Origin of the sequence: Acidisarcina polymorpha, from assembly GCF_003330725.1 — a bacterium.
GTDB classification, from domain to species: domain Bacteria; phylum Acidobacteriota; class Terriglobia; order Terriglobales; family Acidobacteriaceae; genus Acidisarcina; species Acidisarcina polymorpha.
Genome location: NZ_CP030840.1, coordinates 4,120,665 through 4,136,465 on the forward strand (window position 1 = coordinate 4,120,665; position 15,801 = coordinate 4,136,465).

At 57.4% G+C, this 15,801-nt stretch carries 12 protein-coding genes; 8 read left to right on the top strand and 4 right to left on the bottom strand.

Annotated elements, in window-relative coordinates; all coding sequences use genetic code 11:
- Positions 1–63: 63 nt before the first annotated feature.
- Entirely contained in the window at positions 64–1,584 is a 1,521-nt protein-coding gene (locus tag ACPOL_RS17500; RefSeq protein WP_114208198.1) for an ArnT family glycosyltransferase, read from the top strand.
- Positions 1,585–1,656: 72 nt separating this feature from the next.
- Here ACPOL_RS17500 and mgrA read toward each other — a convergent pair whose 3' ends face one another.
- Positions 1,657–2,694 carry an L-glyceraldehyde 3-phosphate reductase gene (gene mgrA, locus ACPOL_RS17505; protein WP_114208199.1) on the bottom strand — a complete coding sequence of 346 codons (1,038 nt, stop codon included), beginning with the start codon at positions 2,692–2,694 and terminating at the stop codon, positions 1,657–1,659.
- Between the two features lie 220 nt (positions 2,695–2,914).
- On the opposite strand from mgrA, the gene ACPOL_RS17510 reads away from it, so the two are divergent.
- The 7 genes from ACPOL_RS17510 to ACPOL_RS17540 all read left to right on the top strand — a co-directional run bounded on the left by ACPOL_RS17510 (position 2,915) and on the right by ACPOL_RS17540 (position 13,068).
- A complete protein-coding gene (locus ACPOL_RS17510; RefSeq protein WP_114208200.1) occupies positions 2,915–4,108 on the top strand; it encodes a glycoside hydrolase family 18 protein in 1,194 nt (397 codons plus the stop codon).
- A 147-nt stretch (positions 4,109–4,255) separates the two neighbouring features.
- Positions 4,256–4,840 (top strand): KdsC family phosphatase, encoded by a 585-nt coding sequence (locus tag ACPOL_RS17515; protein WP_114208201.1) that lies wholly within the window; start codon positions 4,256–4,258, stop codon positions 4,838–4,840.
- A 63-nt stretch (positions 4,841–4,903) separates the two neighbouring features.
- Positions 4,904–8,554, top strand: coding sequence for a glycosyl hydrolase 2 galactose-binding domain-containing protein (locus tag ACPOL_RS17520; protein WP_114208202.1), 3,651 nt, complete (start codon positions 4,904–4,906; stop codon positions 8,552–8,554).
- Between the two features lie 120 nt (positions 8,555–8,674).
- A complete protein-coding gene (locus ACPOL_RS17525; RefSeq protein WP_236656848.1) occupies positions 8,675–9,892 on the top strand; it encodes a hypothetical protein in 1,218 nt (405 codons plus the stop codon).
- A gap of 2 nt (positions 9,893–9,894) precedes the next feature.
- Positions 9,895–11,340 (top strand): hypothetical protein, encoded by a 1,446-nt coding sequence (locus ACPOL_RS17530; RefSeq protein WP_114208203.1) that lies wholly within the window; start codon positions 9,895–9,897, stop codon positions 11,338–11,340.
- 114 nt (positions 11,341–11,454) lie between these two features.
- Entirely contained in the window at positions 11,455–12,210 is a 756-nt protein-coding gene (locus ACPOL_RS17535) for an SDR family oxidoreductase (RefSeq protein ID WP_114208204.1), read from the top strand.
- 90 nt (positions 12,211–12,300) lie between these two features.
- The gene (locus ACPOL_RS17540) at positions 12,301–13,068 is read left to right on the top strand and encodes an SDR family NAD(P)-dependent oxidoreductase (RefSeq protein ID WP_114208205.1); all 768 of its coding nucleotides are present in this window, start codon (positions 12,301–12,303) and stop codon (positions 13,066–13,068) included.
- A gap of 46 nt (positions 13,069–13,114) precedes the next feature.
- Here the strand turns inward: ACPOL_RS17540 and ACPOL_RS17545 are convergent, their stop codons facing one another.
- The 3 genes from ACPOL_RS17545 to pdxH form a co-directional block, all read right to left on the bottom strand.
- A complete protein-coding gene (locus ACPOL_RS17545; protein ID WP_236656849.1) occupies positions 13,115–14,278 on the bottom strand; it encodes an acyltransferase family protein in 1,164 nt (387 codons plus the stop codon).
- Positions 14,279–14,292: 14 nt separating this feature from the next.
- Positions 14,293–14,997 carry a UMP kinase gene (gene pyrH / locus ACPOL_RS17550; protein ID WP_114208206.1) on the bottom strand — a complete coding sequence of 235 codons (705 nt, stop codon included), beginning with the start codon at positions 14,995–14,997 and terminating at the stop codon, positions 14,293–14,295.
- Positions 14,998–15,078: 81 nt separating this feature from the next.
- Complete coding sequence (gene pdxH / locus ACPOL_RS17555; protein WP_114208207.1) at positions 15,079–15,675, bottom strand: pyridoxamine 5'-phosphate oxidase; 597 nt, start codon at positions 15,673–15,675, stop codon at positions 15,079–15,081.
- Positions 15,676–15,801: the final 126 nt, after the last annotated feature.

Here is a 15,801-nt window from a genome sequence, read left to right on the forward strand (position 1 = left end):
TTTTGGGTTCCTACGGATAGAAAGACCGCGGCAATCCGCCTGCGGAAGTTGTGTCTTCCAGGGATGAAGCAGAATCCAACAGCGGCGCGAGCCGCGTCGCTTGTTGCAATCGCCTTCGTGGCGATTCTCCTCGCGGTCCACTTCGTTCACCCGCGCGCGGATTTCCCGAACTTTTCGCCGTGGATGGACTACGCGAAGTATACCGACGAAGGCTGGTATGGCAATGCAGCAATCGCCTACTTTGTTCGCGGCGGCTGGTATGTTCCTGGAGACTTCAATCCGGCTGTAGCCCTGCCGGTATGGCCCTTCCTGGAGTGGATCCTCTTTCATTTCACGGGCGTCAGCCTGATGTCGGCGAGAATTCTCGCGGTCGCCATCTTCGTCGGCAGCGTTGCCCTAACTTACTTGCTCGTCAAGACCGAAGCGCCGCGCTGGGCGGCGTTGCTCGCGGCCGTGATCGCGGCAAGCAATGCTTTTCTCTATTGCTTTAGCCGGCTCGCGATCCTGGAACCGTTATTGATCTTCCTTGGCCTGCTTTCCTGGCTGCTTGCATTGCTCCTGCCGCGCACGCGGTCCTCGCGGCAGCGGATCACTGTCCTGGTCGCGATCGGGATCCTGCTCTGTCTGATGGTACTCACCAAGACGACGGCAATCTTTCTCTTTCCGGCCGTCGCTTATCTTCTATGGAGGTCTCAGCGGCATGACCGGCGAAGCCTGTTTTCAGCAGTGACCCTAGTCGGACTCGCGGCGGCAATTCCGTGGGGCTTGTATTATTTCTTCCTCGTCAGGCCACACTATCTCGACGACTATCATTACCTTTTCACCGCGAATGTCTATCCGCAACCAACCACGGCGAGTGGGTGGTTCATGGCACTCTGGTACGCCGTCCATGGAACATCATGGGTGGATCCAAAGCTGGTCACGGTGACCACTGGATTGGTAGTTCTCTCCGTGTTCCTCTTCAGGAGCGTATGGCGAAGCCCCTTGTTTGTTGCTTCATTCCTCGCCAGCGCGAGCTACCTGGGCTTCATCGGCTTTCACAACAATATGCAGCCGCGTTATTACCAGGTGGTCGCTTTCCCGCTGATCATCATGACGGTTTTGGCGTTGCATAGACTGGCGTCAGGCCTGGACTGGGCGCGACGGGCCTTGACGGCAATTGCGGCTCTCGGCATTGCGGTTAGCCTTTTCATCAATACCCATGAAACTCTGTGGTTTGCCTTTCACCCGCAATATACGTTCGTCAATGCTGCCGAAGGGTTGACTCGCTACGTCGATCAGCATCCGAACCGCAACCGGCTGCTGCTCTCGATCAGCGGTAGTGACATCGCCTTAATCACCGGCCTCCCGGCGATCTGCGACGACTTTGGGACGCTCGATCTTCCCGCCCGGATCCGTAAATACCAGCCCGGATGGTATGCCGCCTGGAATGAGCTCGACCCCGGGACGCTCGAAGATCTCCAAACCCAGTTCCGGCTAACCGAGGTCGCGAATTTCCCAGCCTATGACGATGAAGACCGTAATGACCTGATCCTCTATAAACTGACGCCGTTAAAAGACAGCGATGCAAAGAGGCGGTTTTGATTCCGACAACGCTGCCTGGATCGAACGTTAAGATTGTTTTTCGGGCGCTCCGCAAAGGAGCGTCGGTGTCGGCTACGCCGCTCCTTCCCGCGCGCTCTTCCAGAGGTCGATAGCTCCGTCTTTAGCGTAGTGATCAATCTCCTCCAGCTCTGCTTGATTGAATTCGAGTTTGTGAATTGCATCGAGAGAACTGTCAAGCTGCTTCACATGCCGTGCTCCGATCAGCGCAGAGGTCACGCGCCGGTCGCGCAGAACCCACGCGATCGCCATCTGCGCCAGTGTCTGTCCGCGTCGCTTTGCAATCTCGCTTAGTGCACGAACCCGGCCAAGATTGTCGTCGCTTAAGAACTCTTTCAGAAACGAACCCTGCGCCTGGGCTCGCGAGTTCTCGGGTACTCCGTGCAGGTATTTGTCGGTTAATAGGCCTTGAGCCAGAGGAGAAAACGCGATGCAACCGACCCCGAGTTCTCCCAGCGTGTCGAGCAGCCCCTCTTCCACCCAACGGTTCAGCATCGAATACGACGGTTGGTGAATCAGCAGAGGGACGCCGCCCTCTCTCAAAATCTGCGCGGCTTCGCGGGTCCGTTCGGGACTATAGGACGAAATGCCAACGTAAAGTGCCTTCCCCTGGCGCACCGCTTGAATAAGAGCTCCCATGGTTTCTTCGAGCGGTACATCCATGGTTGGGCGATGGGAATAGAAAATATCGACATACTCGAGCCCCATGCGCTGCAGGCTTTCATCGAGCGATGCCAGCAGGTACTTTCGCGAGCCGCCAATCCCATAAGGGCCAGGCCACATGTCCCATCCAGCCTTCGAGGAGATCAGCAGTTCATTGCGGTGGGCGCGGAAATCCTTTCGCATAATCTCACCAAAGTTCTCCTCGGCGGAGCCGTAAGGAGGCCCGTAGTTGTTCGCCAGGTCGAAGTGGGTCACACCCCGGTCAAAGGCTCGCCGGATCATCGCCCGTCCGGTCTCAAAAGCATCGATGCCGCCGAAGTTCTGCCATAAGCCAAGCGACACCGGCGGCAAAACTATCCCCGACCGCCCGCATCGCCGGAATGTCGCTCCGTCGTAGCGCTTCTCATCCGGTACATAAGTCTTTTCCAAAACCAATCTCCCTTGCTTTGCTCAGATGCAATCAGCGGACGTCGCCAGGCGAATCCGCTCTCGCAAAGTATTTCATAAGGAATAGCGGTGGCCCGTTCTGGTTGGCGCCTAACTTCTGCGAACATGGATCATCGCGGCTTTTACTCCTTGAACTCATTGGACCGCCAAGCTTGTGCTACGAAACGGAGCGATTTTGAGTGTTTCATCTCTGAGGAATTTGATGTTCTCCGATCGCCCCCCAGGCGATCCATCTTCGTTCTGGCTTTTAGGTCAATTTGGCGGGTGGCGCACCAGGACTGCCATTCTGCTTGTTCTTCTGTTGGCGCAAGTGCGAGGCGCTACCGCGCAGCCAGTTGTAACCGCTTATGTTTTTGCGAAAGACAGCCTGATCGCCCCGGCTCAAATCGACGCCCGGAAGCTCACGCGGGTGAACTACGCATTTGCCAATATCGCTAAAGGCCGCATGGTGGAAGGCTATGCGAGCGATGAAGCAAATTTTGCCACTCTCAACTCATTGAAACTCGAAAATCCTGGCCTGACGGTGCTGGTATCGGTAGGAGGGTGGCTATGGTCGGGAGGATTCTCCGATATGGCGTTGACGCCGGCCAGCCGCGCCATCTTCATCGACAGCGTGGCGGATTTTGTCGTGCGCTACAAGCTCGATGGACTGGACATTGATTGGGAATATCCCGGTATGGCCGGAGCAGGGAACCCCTTCCGGTCCGAAGACAAGCAGAACTACACGCTGTTGCTCAAAGAACTGCGCGAGCGCTTCGACAAGGTCGAGAAGCAGATCCATCGCCGACTCTACATCACCATCGCTACCGGCGCATCAACCGAGTTTCTGGAGCACACCGACATGAGGACCGTGCAGAAGCTCGTCGACACGGTCAACCTGATGAGCTACGACTACTATGAGCCAGGAGTGGATAAGATCACCGGCAACCACGCGCCATTGTTTGTCGATCCCTCCGATCCAAAAGCGGTTTCTGCAGATCAATCCGTAAGGGATTTCGAGCAAGCCGGTGTGCCCGCATCCAAACTGGTGCTGGGCGTACCTTTCTACGGGCACGTATGGGGACAGGTTCCGCCGTTGAATCATGGTTTGTTTCAGGCAGGAGCGCCCGTACCCAACGCCTTCGCCAACTACGCGTCAATCGCGACTACCATGCTGGGTCAGGGCTACTCTCGTTATTGGAATGAGAAGGCTTCGGTGCCCTACCTATACAACGCCGAGAAGCGAATCTTCGTCTCCTATGAAGATGCCGAGTCGCTTTCGGTGAAGTGCAAGTACGTGCTGGATCATCATCTCGCGGGAGTCATGTTCTGGGACTATACGAGCGATCCCTCGGGCGCATTGCTCGGCGCGATCCATTCGGCGCTCAGGCCAAGTGCCAAGGACGCTCAAAAGTGAGTGTCAGAAGCAGCGCAGGTGTTGAGCAAAACAGAGCCGCCCTAAGCAAGCCGAGGAGTCGTTCTGTAGGTTCTTTCTTAGCGAAAAAGCTCGTCTAGAGTAGCTGTTCCACATTACACCTGCTCTGCTTTGCTCTAGCATGGAGGCATGTCCGATACCATGCTTGCTTCCCTGGCCTCGCCCGATGTGCTCTCTCGTGCCCGCAAGATCAAGCTCTTCCTCATGGATGTGGACGGCACCCTCACTGATGGGGGCGTCTGCCTGATCGGAAGGGTGGCCGCGGAAGGCCCGGAAGCCGGGGCGGTCACCGAGATGAAGGTCTTCAACGCTCAGGATGGTCAAGGCCTGTCTCTGGCCCACACCATGGGCATTCAGACTGGGTTCATCACCGGACGCCACTCCCCCGCGGTCGCACAACGCGCCAAAGAGTTGAAGGTTCGCTTCGTCTATCTCGGTCAAGCTAAAAAGACCGTGGCTTTCGAGGAATGTGTCAAGCAGGCCGGAGTTTCCGAAGAAGAGGTCGCGTACATGGGCGACGATCTCCCCGACATCCCCCTCGCCCAGCGCGCTGGACTTGCGGTATGCGTGGCCAACGGCGCCCCGGAGTTGCAAGCAGTCTGTCATTACACCACAAGCCGCCTGGCCGGCCAAGGCGCCGCGCGAGAGATCGTGGAACTCATTCTTAAATCGCAGGGCCGGTGGGAGGAAGCAGTTCCTCTGGCATTGGCATAAGTCCCTCATTCGAGACCTCGACCGCTCCCGGCAAGCAAGGTATGGTGAAGCTGGGAGATTTGAATGACCACATCCAGACGGGATTTTCTGAAGAACACGATGATCGCGAGCGCAGGAATTTCCCTGCCCGCTCTGCCGGCTTTGGCGTCTTCTTCGCACGAGGCAAATGAAGTGTTAGCTCAGGCGGCCCAGTCATCCGGTGCATCTTCTGGGGTCGACTTAGGGTTTACTCGCGGTATCGGTCTCTATCCTGGTGCTCCCTCTGAGAATTTTGCTCCCGAGCTAATAATCGACGCGTCCACCTACCGGAACCTGGCGCTACTTCGACCCGCCTATCATTCCAGCAGCTACGACTACAACCTGACCGCGCAGCTCGTGACCGACGGCATCAAGGACACCCATCTTCCAACTTGGATTTCTACGTCGGTAAGCGGGCGCGGCATCCTGCCAAAGGCCGAGCGGGAGATGCTCCTCGATCACTTTCATTCCAACCTGATCGAGCTAGAAGGTCCGCAGGTGGTAGTCCAGTTCAGGATCGGCGGCGGGGAGGAAGCCCCGTCGGTCGATCGTCTCGCTGTATTCGCGGTGCTCTCGGACAAAATTCCCGTGGAGAGCTTGACCTTTACAGTTTCAGTCTCCGAGGATGGCCGCGAGTGGCAGCCCGTCGGCAAAGCCAACGCCTCAGAGCCTCTTTCTCCAACGGACTATCCGCCGGATATTACCCGAGGAAGACACCTCTTCTATCCTTCCATTCCTCTTCAGCAGACCTCTCAGCATCGGTACTACCAGGTAGAGTGCGCGTGCTCATCGGCGGACTTCGCCGAGATGCAATGGGGTCTCGGTCAGGTGGAGTTCTACCAAGGTGAGCGGCGTGTCCAGATCGGTGGCCCATACAGCTTTACCAGCGCGTGGATGAGCGCAGGACTCGACGAGGAATGGGTTTACGTCGACCTTGGCGCTCGATGTGAATTCGACCGGATCGCCCTGTACTGGATTGCTCGCGCAGCGGAGGGTTCGGTGCAGGTGTCTGACGACGCCAGATCCTGGAGCCACGTGCTTCCTCTTCCCGGCGGATCGGCAATGGTCGACGATCTCAAGCTGGCAACGCCGGCGAAAGGCCGCTATGTGCGCGTGCTGATGACGCGCCCAACCTCTCCCGATGGATACATACTGAGCGAACTCGAAGTCTATGGAAGAGGCGGCCCGATCGTTAAGCCAAGAGCCATGCCTTTAGCCCAAAGTGAAAGACGCATCGACCTGGCCGGAGGTGCTTGGCGGTTGCAACGCGCAAGTCTTGTCACAGGTACTGGAGAATCTCTATCGCACCCCGAGTTCAAAAATGAGGATTGGGTGGTCGCGACTGTTCCCGGCACGGCACTCACCTCCTATTTCAATGCCCGCGCCATCCCGGATCCTAACTTCGGCGAGAACCAGCTTCACATCTCGGATTCCTTCTTCTGCTCGGATTTCTGGTACCGGACCGAGTTCAATATTGCCCCGATCCCTGCCGGAGAGATTGCGTGGCTCAACCTGGACGGCATCAACTGGAAGGCAGATGTCTTTCTCAATGGCGAGAAGTTGGGACGCATTGAAGGCGGCTTTCATCGCGGCCAGTTCGACATCACCGCCAAGCTGGCAGCCGGAAAACCGAACATCCTGGTATTGAAGGTTGAAAAGAACGCTACGCCGGGCAGCACCAAGCAGAAGACGCTCGAGAACGTCGGTAAAAACGGAGGCGCACTCGGCGCCGATAATCCGACCTATCACGCCTCGATAGGTTGGGATTGGATCCCGACCATTCGGGGAAGGAACAGTGGTATCTGGGGCAATGTTTATTTGACCTTAACCGGGCAGGTGACACTCGAGAACCCCTTCATCACCTGCAAACTGCCGCTTCCCGACACCTCAAGCGCCGAAGTAACGGTCAACGTGGATTTGGTCAACCACGGAACTAAGCCCATCTCCGGGACTTTGCGCGGACTTTTCGGCAGCGTACCGTTCGAACAGCATGTCGTTGTGGAAGCTTCGACACGAAAGAGCATCCAGCTCGATCCCACAACGCATCCAGAGCTGCGCCTGAAAAGTCCAGAGTTGTGGTGGCCTGCGGGCTATGGAGCCCCCCACCTCTATGACGTCGAGCTCAGATTCGAGATGAAGGACCGGAAGGTGCTCGACAAGAAAACGTTCAAGGCGGGTGTCCGTCAGTTTACCTACAGCGAAGAAAACAGCGCGCTCAAGATATGGATCAATGGACGCCGGTTCATCGCCCGGGGCGGGAATTGGGGCTTCGGGGAATCGATGCTCCGCTACCGCGCTCGCGAGTATGATGCTTCCGTTCGTTATCACCGTGAGATGAACTTCACCATGATCCGCAACTGGGTTGGCCAGATCGGAGACGATGCTTTTTACGAGGCTTGCGATCGACATGGAATCGTCGTATGGCAAGATTTTTGGCTCGCCAACCCGTGGGACGGTCCGATTCCCGAAGATAACGACCTCTTCATGAGCAACGCAAAAGATTTTGTGTTGCGAATTCGCAATCACGCCAGCATCGGACTCTACTGCGGCAGAAACGAAGGCATTCCTCCGAAGCCGTTAGAAGACGCTATCCGCAAGATGCTGCCCCAGCTCCATCCAGGACTGCACTACATTCCAAGCTCCGCCGACCTCGTTGTCAGCGGTCACGGTCCTTATCAGGCGCTGCCGCCGGTGAATTACTTCCGCATCGTGGATGCCAAGCTGCATAGCGAGATCGGTATGCCGAACATCCCCTCGCTTGAAAGTGTGAAAGCAATGATGCCTGAAACCGCTCTGTGGCCCCAGGGGCTCAGTTGGGGACTGCACGACTTTTGCCTCGACGGGGCGCAGGGTGGCAGCGGTTTCCGATCCATCATCGATCATGGCTATGGGGGCGCTACCAGCGCCGAAGAGTGGATCTCGCTCGCGCAATTCGTGAACTACGAGGGCTATCGGGCGATGTTCGAGGCGCAGAGCAAATATCGCATGGGCCTGCTGTTATGGATGAGCCATCCCTGCTGGCCGTCGTTTGTATGGCAAACCTACGATTATTTTCTCGAACCCACCTCCGCTTACTTCGGCTGCAAAAAAGCGTCCGAACCGCTGCACATCCAATGGAACCGCCTGACCGACACCGTGGAAGTGGTGAACTACAACGGCGGGAATGCCACTGGACTTACCGCCAAGGTCGACATCTTGAACATGAACGGGTCGACCATGTGGTCGAAGACCGCTACTCTCGATAGCGCTGAAGACAGTACCTCTCAATGCATTCCGATGGAGTATCCAACCGGCCTCGATCCGGTGCATTTCCTGCGACTATCCCTGACACGCGGAGCAACCGTCCTCTCCAAAAATATCTACATGCGCGGGCGAGACGAGAATGACTACCGGGCAATCCGCCAACTGGCAAAAGCCAAGGTGAGGACTGTCACCAGCGCGGAGCGGCAAGGCGACCTCTGGTGGCTGACCACCAATATCGAAAACACCTCGGCCTACCCGGCTTTGATGGTGCGACTGCAGGCCGTCCGGGAAAGCACCGGGGACCGCATTCTTCCCGCTATCTACGAAGACAATTACCTTACGCTTATGCCCGGCGATCGCCAGACGATCAAAACCGAGCTGCGTCACGCTGATACTCGCGGAGAAAGACCCCGCATGGTGATTGGAGGATTCAACGTAGAGCCGATCTCCTAAGCGCGCGAGTGCCGGAGGAGTGAAGGCGTTCTGAAGCGAGAGGATGTTCGGCAAATCGACGCGACTCAGAGCGCCGTCGAGGGCTTTCAGCGATAATTGACGCAGTTTGATGGAGGTACCATGTCAGCGACTGCTGGATCACTTCATCCTGTTGGGAGTCCGGCTGCTACGGATGCTCTCGCTCAATCGTCAATTCAGAGAGTTTCCGTTCCCTGGTATGTCTGGTGCGGTGTCCTGGCGGTGACGTCGGCGGCAATTGGCGGGGCGTGGGATGTTTCCTGGCACCGCTCGATCGGCCGAGACAGTTTCTGGACGCCAGCGCATATGGCGATTTATGCATGTGGGGTGCTGGCCGCCGTAGTCTGCGGCTACTTGATCTTTGCGACCACCTTCGGCAAGTCGCAACAACTGAAAAAAATCTCGGTTAGTGTGCTCGGCTTTCGTGCACCCTTAGGTGCATTCATCGCAGCCTGGGGCGGCATTGCGATGTTGACCTCTGCTCCCTTCGACAATTGGTGGCACTCGGCTTATGGTCTCGACGTCAAGATTGTCAGTCCGCCGCATACGCTGCTGATTCTCGGAATCAGGGCGGTGGGCGTCGGCGTGCTCTTCCTAATTCTGAGCGCCATGAACCGGGCGATCACCGATGGCCATACGGAAGACCAGGGTTACCACAAACTTCAGCTCCTTTTTCTCTTTCTGGGTGGCTTGATCGTCTCCGGACAAATGTTTTTCCTGCTGGAATATACCTGGGATGTCATGCTCCACGGCTCGACTGCCTACGTGGCAATGGCGATTGCCGTACCAGTAGCGCTGGCTATGCTCTCTCGTGCTTCACAGCATCGTTGGGCAGCGACGCTTGCGGCCGCTGTTTACACGATTTTTGCGATCGCGGAAATCCTCATTCTGCCGCTCTTTCCCGCACAGCCGAAGCTCGGGCCGGTCTTCTATCCGGTGACGCACCTGGTGCCAGCCAAGTTCCCGATCTTGATCATTGTTCCGGCCCTGGCTCTCGATCTGTTATGGAAGCGGACCAGAGCGTGGAAGACCTGGCAGGTTGCGCTGCTCTCAGGCGCGGTCTTCGTCGCAGTCCTGGTTGCGGTCGAGTGGCCCGTCGCCAGTTTCCTCATGACGCCCGCATCGGCAAACCGCTTCTTTGGAACGATGTATTTCGATTACAACTCGCCTTCGTGGGGAGTGGATCGTTTGCGGCAGTTCATCGAAACCCAACAGGGCCTGGCCCTCTTTCGCGGTCTGAGCCTCGCTGCGATCTGCGCTTCCGTCGGCGTTTGGATCGGCCTGAGCTTTGGCAGCTGGATGCGGAAGGTCCAGCGGTGAGGATGCTTGGCGCAGTCTTCCTCCTGGCCTTGATTCTGCCGCAATCCGCGCATGCGCATGTGGGCAGTAAAGATGTCTTTCAGCAAGTTACGGCTGGACCGTACAAACTTTTTGTTACGGTTCGTATGCCGGATGTAATTCCGGGGGTTGCGAACGTCGAAGTGCGGTCGACGGGAGCGGCGATCTCGACGCTGAAAATCACTCCCATGCCGATTACCGGGGAAGCGTCGAAGCACCCGCCCACCGCGGACACGATGAAGGTTTCGCCGGTTGATCCCGCATTTTATACCGGCGGAGTATGGATGATGAGCTCCGGCTCCTGGGAGGTAAGGCTCGACATAACCGGCGCTGGGGGCGACGCGACAGCCTCCGTGCCGGTGCTGGCAGTCGCGATCGCGACACTGCAGATGCAGCGAAAGCTGGGCGTACCGCTAGCCTTGCTCGGCCTCTTCTTGATCATCAGTATGGCGGGCGTGGTCGGCGCGGCTTTTCGCGAAGCGCGGCTGCCCGCGGGTGAGGCAGTGACTCCACAGTTGCGCCGGCGCGGCCTTATCGCGACAGTATGTGGCCTGGCATTTATGGCTTTGCTGGTATGGGGAGGCGCGAAGTGGTGGCACGTCGAGGCGGCGAGTTACGCGGAGGACATCTATCGTCCTCCGTTAGCGCAGGCCAGCCTGTCGGGAAATACACTTGATCTAAAGGTAGAATCGTTTCTCTCCGGCAAGACATTCCGCGATTCCGCAACCGCATCTCTGCTGCCGGACCACGGTCATTTGATTCATCTCTATGCGATCCGAAAGCCGGGAATGGATGCGGCGTTCCACCTTCATCCCGAACTTGTCGCGCCGGGAGATTTCCGCATGGCGCTGCCCAGCATGCCTCCAGGTACCTACGCGCTCTATGGAGATATTGTCCATGCAAATGGCTTTCCCGAGACGCTCGTGACCACGCTCGAGGTTCCGCCTGGCATGCATGGCGCCCCGCTTGCTCCGGAAGATGCTTCTGCTTTTCCTGCACCGCTCGGCAACGGGCTGAATGCCGGACAACTCGGCGACTCCTACAAGCTGCCCGATGGCTACACAATGGTCTGGGATCGTCCGACGCCGCTGACCGCCGATACCGCGTACTCCTTCCGCTTTCACCTGCTTGCGCCTGACGGCTCGCCAGCCAGCAATATGCAGCCGTATCTCGGCATGGCCGGTCATGCGGCTTTTGTCAAGACTGACGGAAGTGTATTCGCCCATACTCATCCCGAAGGCTCCGCGGCTATGCCCGCTGTCATGCTCGCCAATGGGATGGATGGGGGCATGAATATGGCTTCCGAACCGGTCACCAGCACCGTGGAGTTTCCGTATGGATTTCCCAAACCTGGAGCCTACCGGATCTTCATCCAAATGAAGCATGGAACGACCGTGGAGACAGGGGTCTTTGACGCGATCGCCCAGTAACATGCGATTTGCTGGATTCTAGTCAATATTTAAATGAAGCCGGGAAACCCCGGCGCGCAAGATTCAAGCGCCCAATCATCGCTTGAATCTTGGAACTTAGAGGGAGAGCGAGACATGGCAGGCAGGCTTCAAGGCAAGGTCGCACTGATCACGGCGGCGGGGCAGGGAATCGGACGAGCGTCAGCACTCAGCTTCGCGGCTGAAGGCGCCACTGTCTGGGCGACTGACATCAACCAAGCGGCACTTGAGACATTGGCGGCAGAGCGCCCCGGCATCCAGACCCGCGTTTTGAATGTACGCAACGAAGAAGCGATCCAGGCGATTGCCCGGGAGCTTGGGACGCTCGATGTGCTCTTCAACTGTGCCGGGTTCGTCCATCAAGGAAGCATTCTTGAATGTTCCGAGGAGGATTGGGCGTTCTCTTTCGATCTGAACGTGACCTCGATGTACCGCACCTGTCGCACCTTTCTGCCGGGGATGATTGCGGCGCGCAAAGGGAGCATCGTCAATATGTCGTCCGTGGCTTCAAGCATCAAGGGGGCGCCGAATCGCTTTGTCTATGGGGCGACCAAGGCGGCCGTAATCGGCTTGACCAAAGCCATCGCCGCGGATTACGTCACCCAGGGCATTCGCTGCAACGCAATCTGCCCAGGGACCATCGAGACTCCATCGCTCGGCGAGCGGGTGGCAGCCCAGACCGACGCCCATCGCGATCTGGAGACGGTGCGTGCCGCCTTCGTCGCGCGTCAGCCAATGGGCCGTCTCGGGCGTCCGGAAGAGATCGCTGCTGCGGCCCTTTATCTGGCCTCCGACGAGTCGTCTTTCATGACTGGACAAATGATTGTCGCGGACGGCGGCTGGAGCAACTAAAGTCGACCGGCTTGAATACTTGATGCCAAGATCGAATGGTCGGGCGCTCCGGCAATGCTTTACAACCGAACTTCCGTTGAGGGATATCGCATGGGCCCTTTTGCAATCTATCCCAGCCTCCGAGACAAGGTAGTTCTAATTACCGGTGGAGGGTCGGGGATTGGCGCCGCCTTTGTGGAACACTTCGCCCTACAGGGGGCTAAAGTCGCTTTTTTCGACATCGCCACTGACTCTGCAGAGAGCCTGCTTGATTCGCTTTCGACACGATGCGCGCATCAGCCGTACTTCCTAGCCTGCGATGTGACGGACACTCAGACGCTCAGGCAGATGATTGCCAAGACCTCCGCCGACCTTGGAAACATAACAATCCTGGTCAACAATGCTGCCAGTGACAATCGACATTCTTTCGAAGAAGTAACCCCTGAATACTGGGACGAACGGATAGCCATCAACCTGAAGCATCAGTTCTTTGCCGCGCAGGCTGTCGCCGCAGGGATGAAGGCGGCCGGCGGAGGTTCGATCATCAATATGAGCTCGATTGCCTGGATGATCCCATCCCCCCAGGTTGCTGTCTACGCTACCGCCAAAGCCGCCATTGTCGGCATGACTCGTTCGCTCGCGCACGCGCTCGGAGCCGGCAACATCCGGGTGAACTGCGTGCTTCCCGGCGCGATCTTGACTGAACGCCAGCGGCGGCTGTGGATGACGCCGGAGTACCTGGAGCAGACCATCGCTCTTCAATGCATCAAGCGAACTCTTCTGCCCGAGGATGTCGCGAGGCTCGTGCTCTTTCTCGGCTCGGATGACAGCGCGGCCATTACCAACCAAAGTCACATCGTCGACGGCGGTTGGATTTAAAGCCCTGCCAGCACGAAAACTGAAACGGCGTTAGGAAAATGAACCTCTACCCCTTGGCCAGGCGACGGATCAGTCGTTGGCCGGGGCGTTCAATCCATTTCATGGTCATGACCGCCGCCAGCACGAGCAACAGGTAGCTGAACCAGGGATCGAGTCGGACCAGCCCTGTCTTCTGCAGCACCCCTGAATCGTGCATCAGCGTCCATAAGTTGAAGTGCAGCAGATAGAGGCAGTAGCTGGCTTCCCCGAGCATGACAAAAGGCAGAAATCCGAAGAGCCGGGCAAGAATGTTCTTGCCGGCGAGCCCCAGGATCGTCAGTCCGAAGAGCGGCATCAGCAAGCCATCGTGCAGAAAGACATAGGGAAGTCGATCACCGTTCGAGAGCACAAAGTAGAGTGAGCCGAGACCAGCGAAGCCGAGCAGCAGTCGCCATCGGTTCTCAAGAGGAAAGCGCTCGTTCAGATCCGCGAGCACAATGCCGAAGAGGAATGACGGAACGTGGGGCGGAGGGGTGAACTTGAGTGCCCGCATCCACCAGCCATTTGAATATCGATCCGGGTGCAGGTCCCCGTCGGGATGCAACCAGGTATAAAGCGCGGGGCACAGCATGCCCACTAGCCAGAACGACATCAAGAGTGCAAATAACCAGCGAATTTTACGCGGACGCTTCCAGCGGAGGGCGAGCGGAAATAGCAGATAGAAGAATGCCTCGGTGCACATCGTCCAGGCAGGCGTGTTCCAGAAGGTCGAGAGCGCCGGACTCCACCCTTGCAGGAGGGTGAGAGTCAGGAAAAATCCGGCAAAGAACATCGGCCGGCTTTGCGAGTGGTATTCCGTCTCGAGCATTGCCAGCGAAATAATCAGGCTGAAAAGGTAGACAGGGTAGAGCCGGGAGAGACGCGCAACCCAAAACTCGCGCACATTCATCTCGCCGCGGGCCGCCCGATCGGTGTAGTTGTAGGCCAGAATGAAGCCGGATAACAAAAGAAAGAAGCTTACCGACGTATAGCCATTGTCGACGATCGGCGAGAACCAGCCAAAGTCTTTTGGATCGCCGAAGTGGAAGAACACCAGATTCAAAGCCGCGAAGCTTCGCAATCCAGTGAGCGCTGGAAGGCGAGATTTTCTGCTGGGAGGCTCCGTTTTGTTCAGCGCCGCCGTCGAAACTTTGAGGGGTGGATCAAGTACTGCCGCAGACGGTCTGAGCACGGTTTGCTTCGAGGTCAGGCCGTGACCAGGGAGCCGATCTTCTCCTCGCAGATCACCCGCTGGATATTCCCTGGCTGGTTCATGTCGAAAATGATCATGGGCAGATTGTTGTCTTTGCACAAGCTCACCGCAGTTGCATCCATGACCTTCAACCCAAGCCGAAGGATTTCCATGTAGGTTATTTCGTCAAATTTCACAGCTTCTTTATTGATGACCGGATCGGAGTCGTAGATGCCGTCGACTTTGGTTGCCTTTAACAATACGTCTGCTTTGATCTCCATGGCCCGCAGCGAAGCAGCGGTATCGGTCGAGAAATACGGGTTGCCGGTACCGGCGGCGAAGATGACGATGCGCCCTTTTTCCAGATGCCGCACAGCGCGGCGGCGAATGTATGGTTCACAAACCTGGTTCATCTCAATCGCCGACATCACCCGGCAGAATACGCCTCGCTTTTCCAGAGCATCCTGGATGGCGAGAGCGTTGATGACCGTCGCCAGCATGCCCATGTTGTCGGCGGACACCCGATCCATGTGCTTGGCTTGTTCGGCGACTCCGCGGAAAAAGTTACCGCCGCCAACAACAATGGCAATCTCGACGCCGAGTTTATGGACTTCGGCGATCTCGCCAGCAATTTCGTGGATCTTGGTGACGTCCACGCCAAATCCGCGCCCGGCTGCCAGCGCTTCTCCAGAAAGCTTGAGGACCACTCGTTTGTACATTCTTCTGAAGTATCGCATATTGGAGCCGCGCCAAAGGCGAGTTGGCGCACCAAAGTGCGCCGCATTACTCGACCTTTCCGATCACGGATAGAGCCGGGTCTTCGTCCATCCACCTGCCGAAGACTCAAAGAGAAACCGGTCATGCAGGCGGTCGGCGCCGTCCTTCCAAAACTCAATCCGGTCGCCGCCTACGCAATATCCCCGCCAATACTCCGGTCGAGGCACCTCTCCGGGATGCTCCTTGCCAAAGTTTTGCACCTGCTCTACCAACGATTCTCGATTGGCGAGCGGCCGGCTCTGCCGGGAGACCGCCGCGCCTAACTGGCTTCCTCGCGAACGGCTGTGAAAATAGGCATCCACTTCGCTGTTCTCCAGCTCAGAGACCCGGCCCTCGACCCGTACCTGGCGACGCAGGCTCTTCCAGTGGAAACATAGGGCAGCCACTGGATTCGCCGCCAGTTCCAGGCCTTTTTTGCTTTCTGCGTTGGTGAAGAAGCAGAATCCACGCTGATCGATCCGCTTGACCAGGACCATACGCACACTCGGAACCCCATGTGGCGTTGAGGTCGCAAGCGCCGCCGCGTTCGCATCATTCGGCTCGGCCGTCTCCGCTTCGCTGAGCCACAGCCGAAAGATCTCGAGCGGATCCGCTGTGTCCCAATCTAATTCCTCACTCATGCACTCATGGTAGACCGATCCTGGTACTGGCAGAGGGCGGGAAGAGGCTCAAGTCCAAAGCGGGACAAGGATCTTGCAGTGGAACCAACATCATCTGTTTTCGGTATGAACGAGAACCAGGTCTTC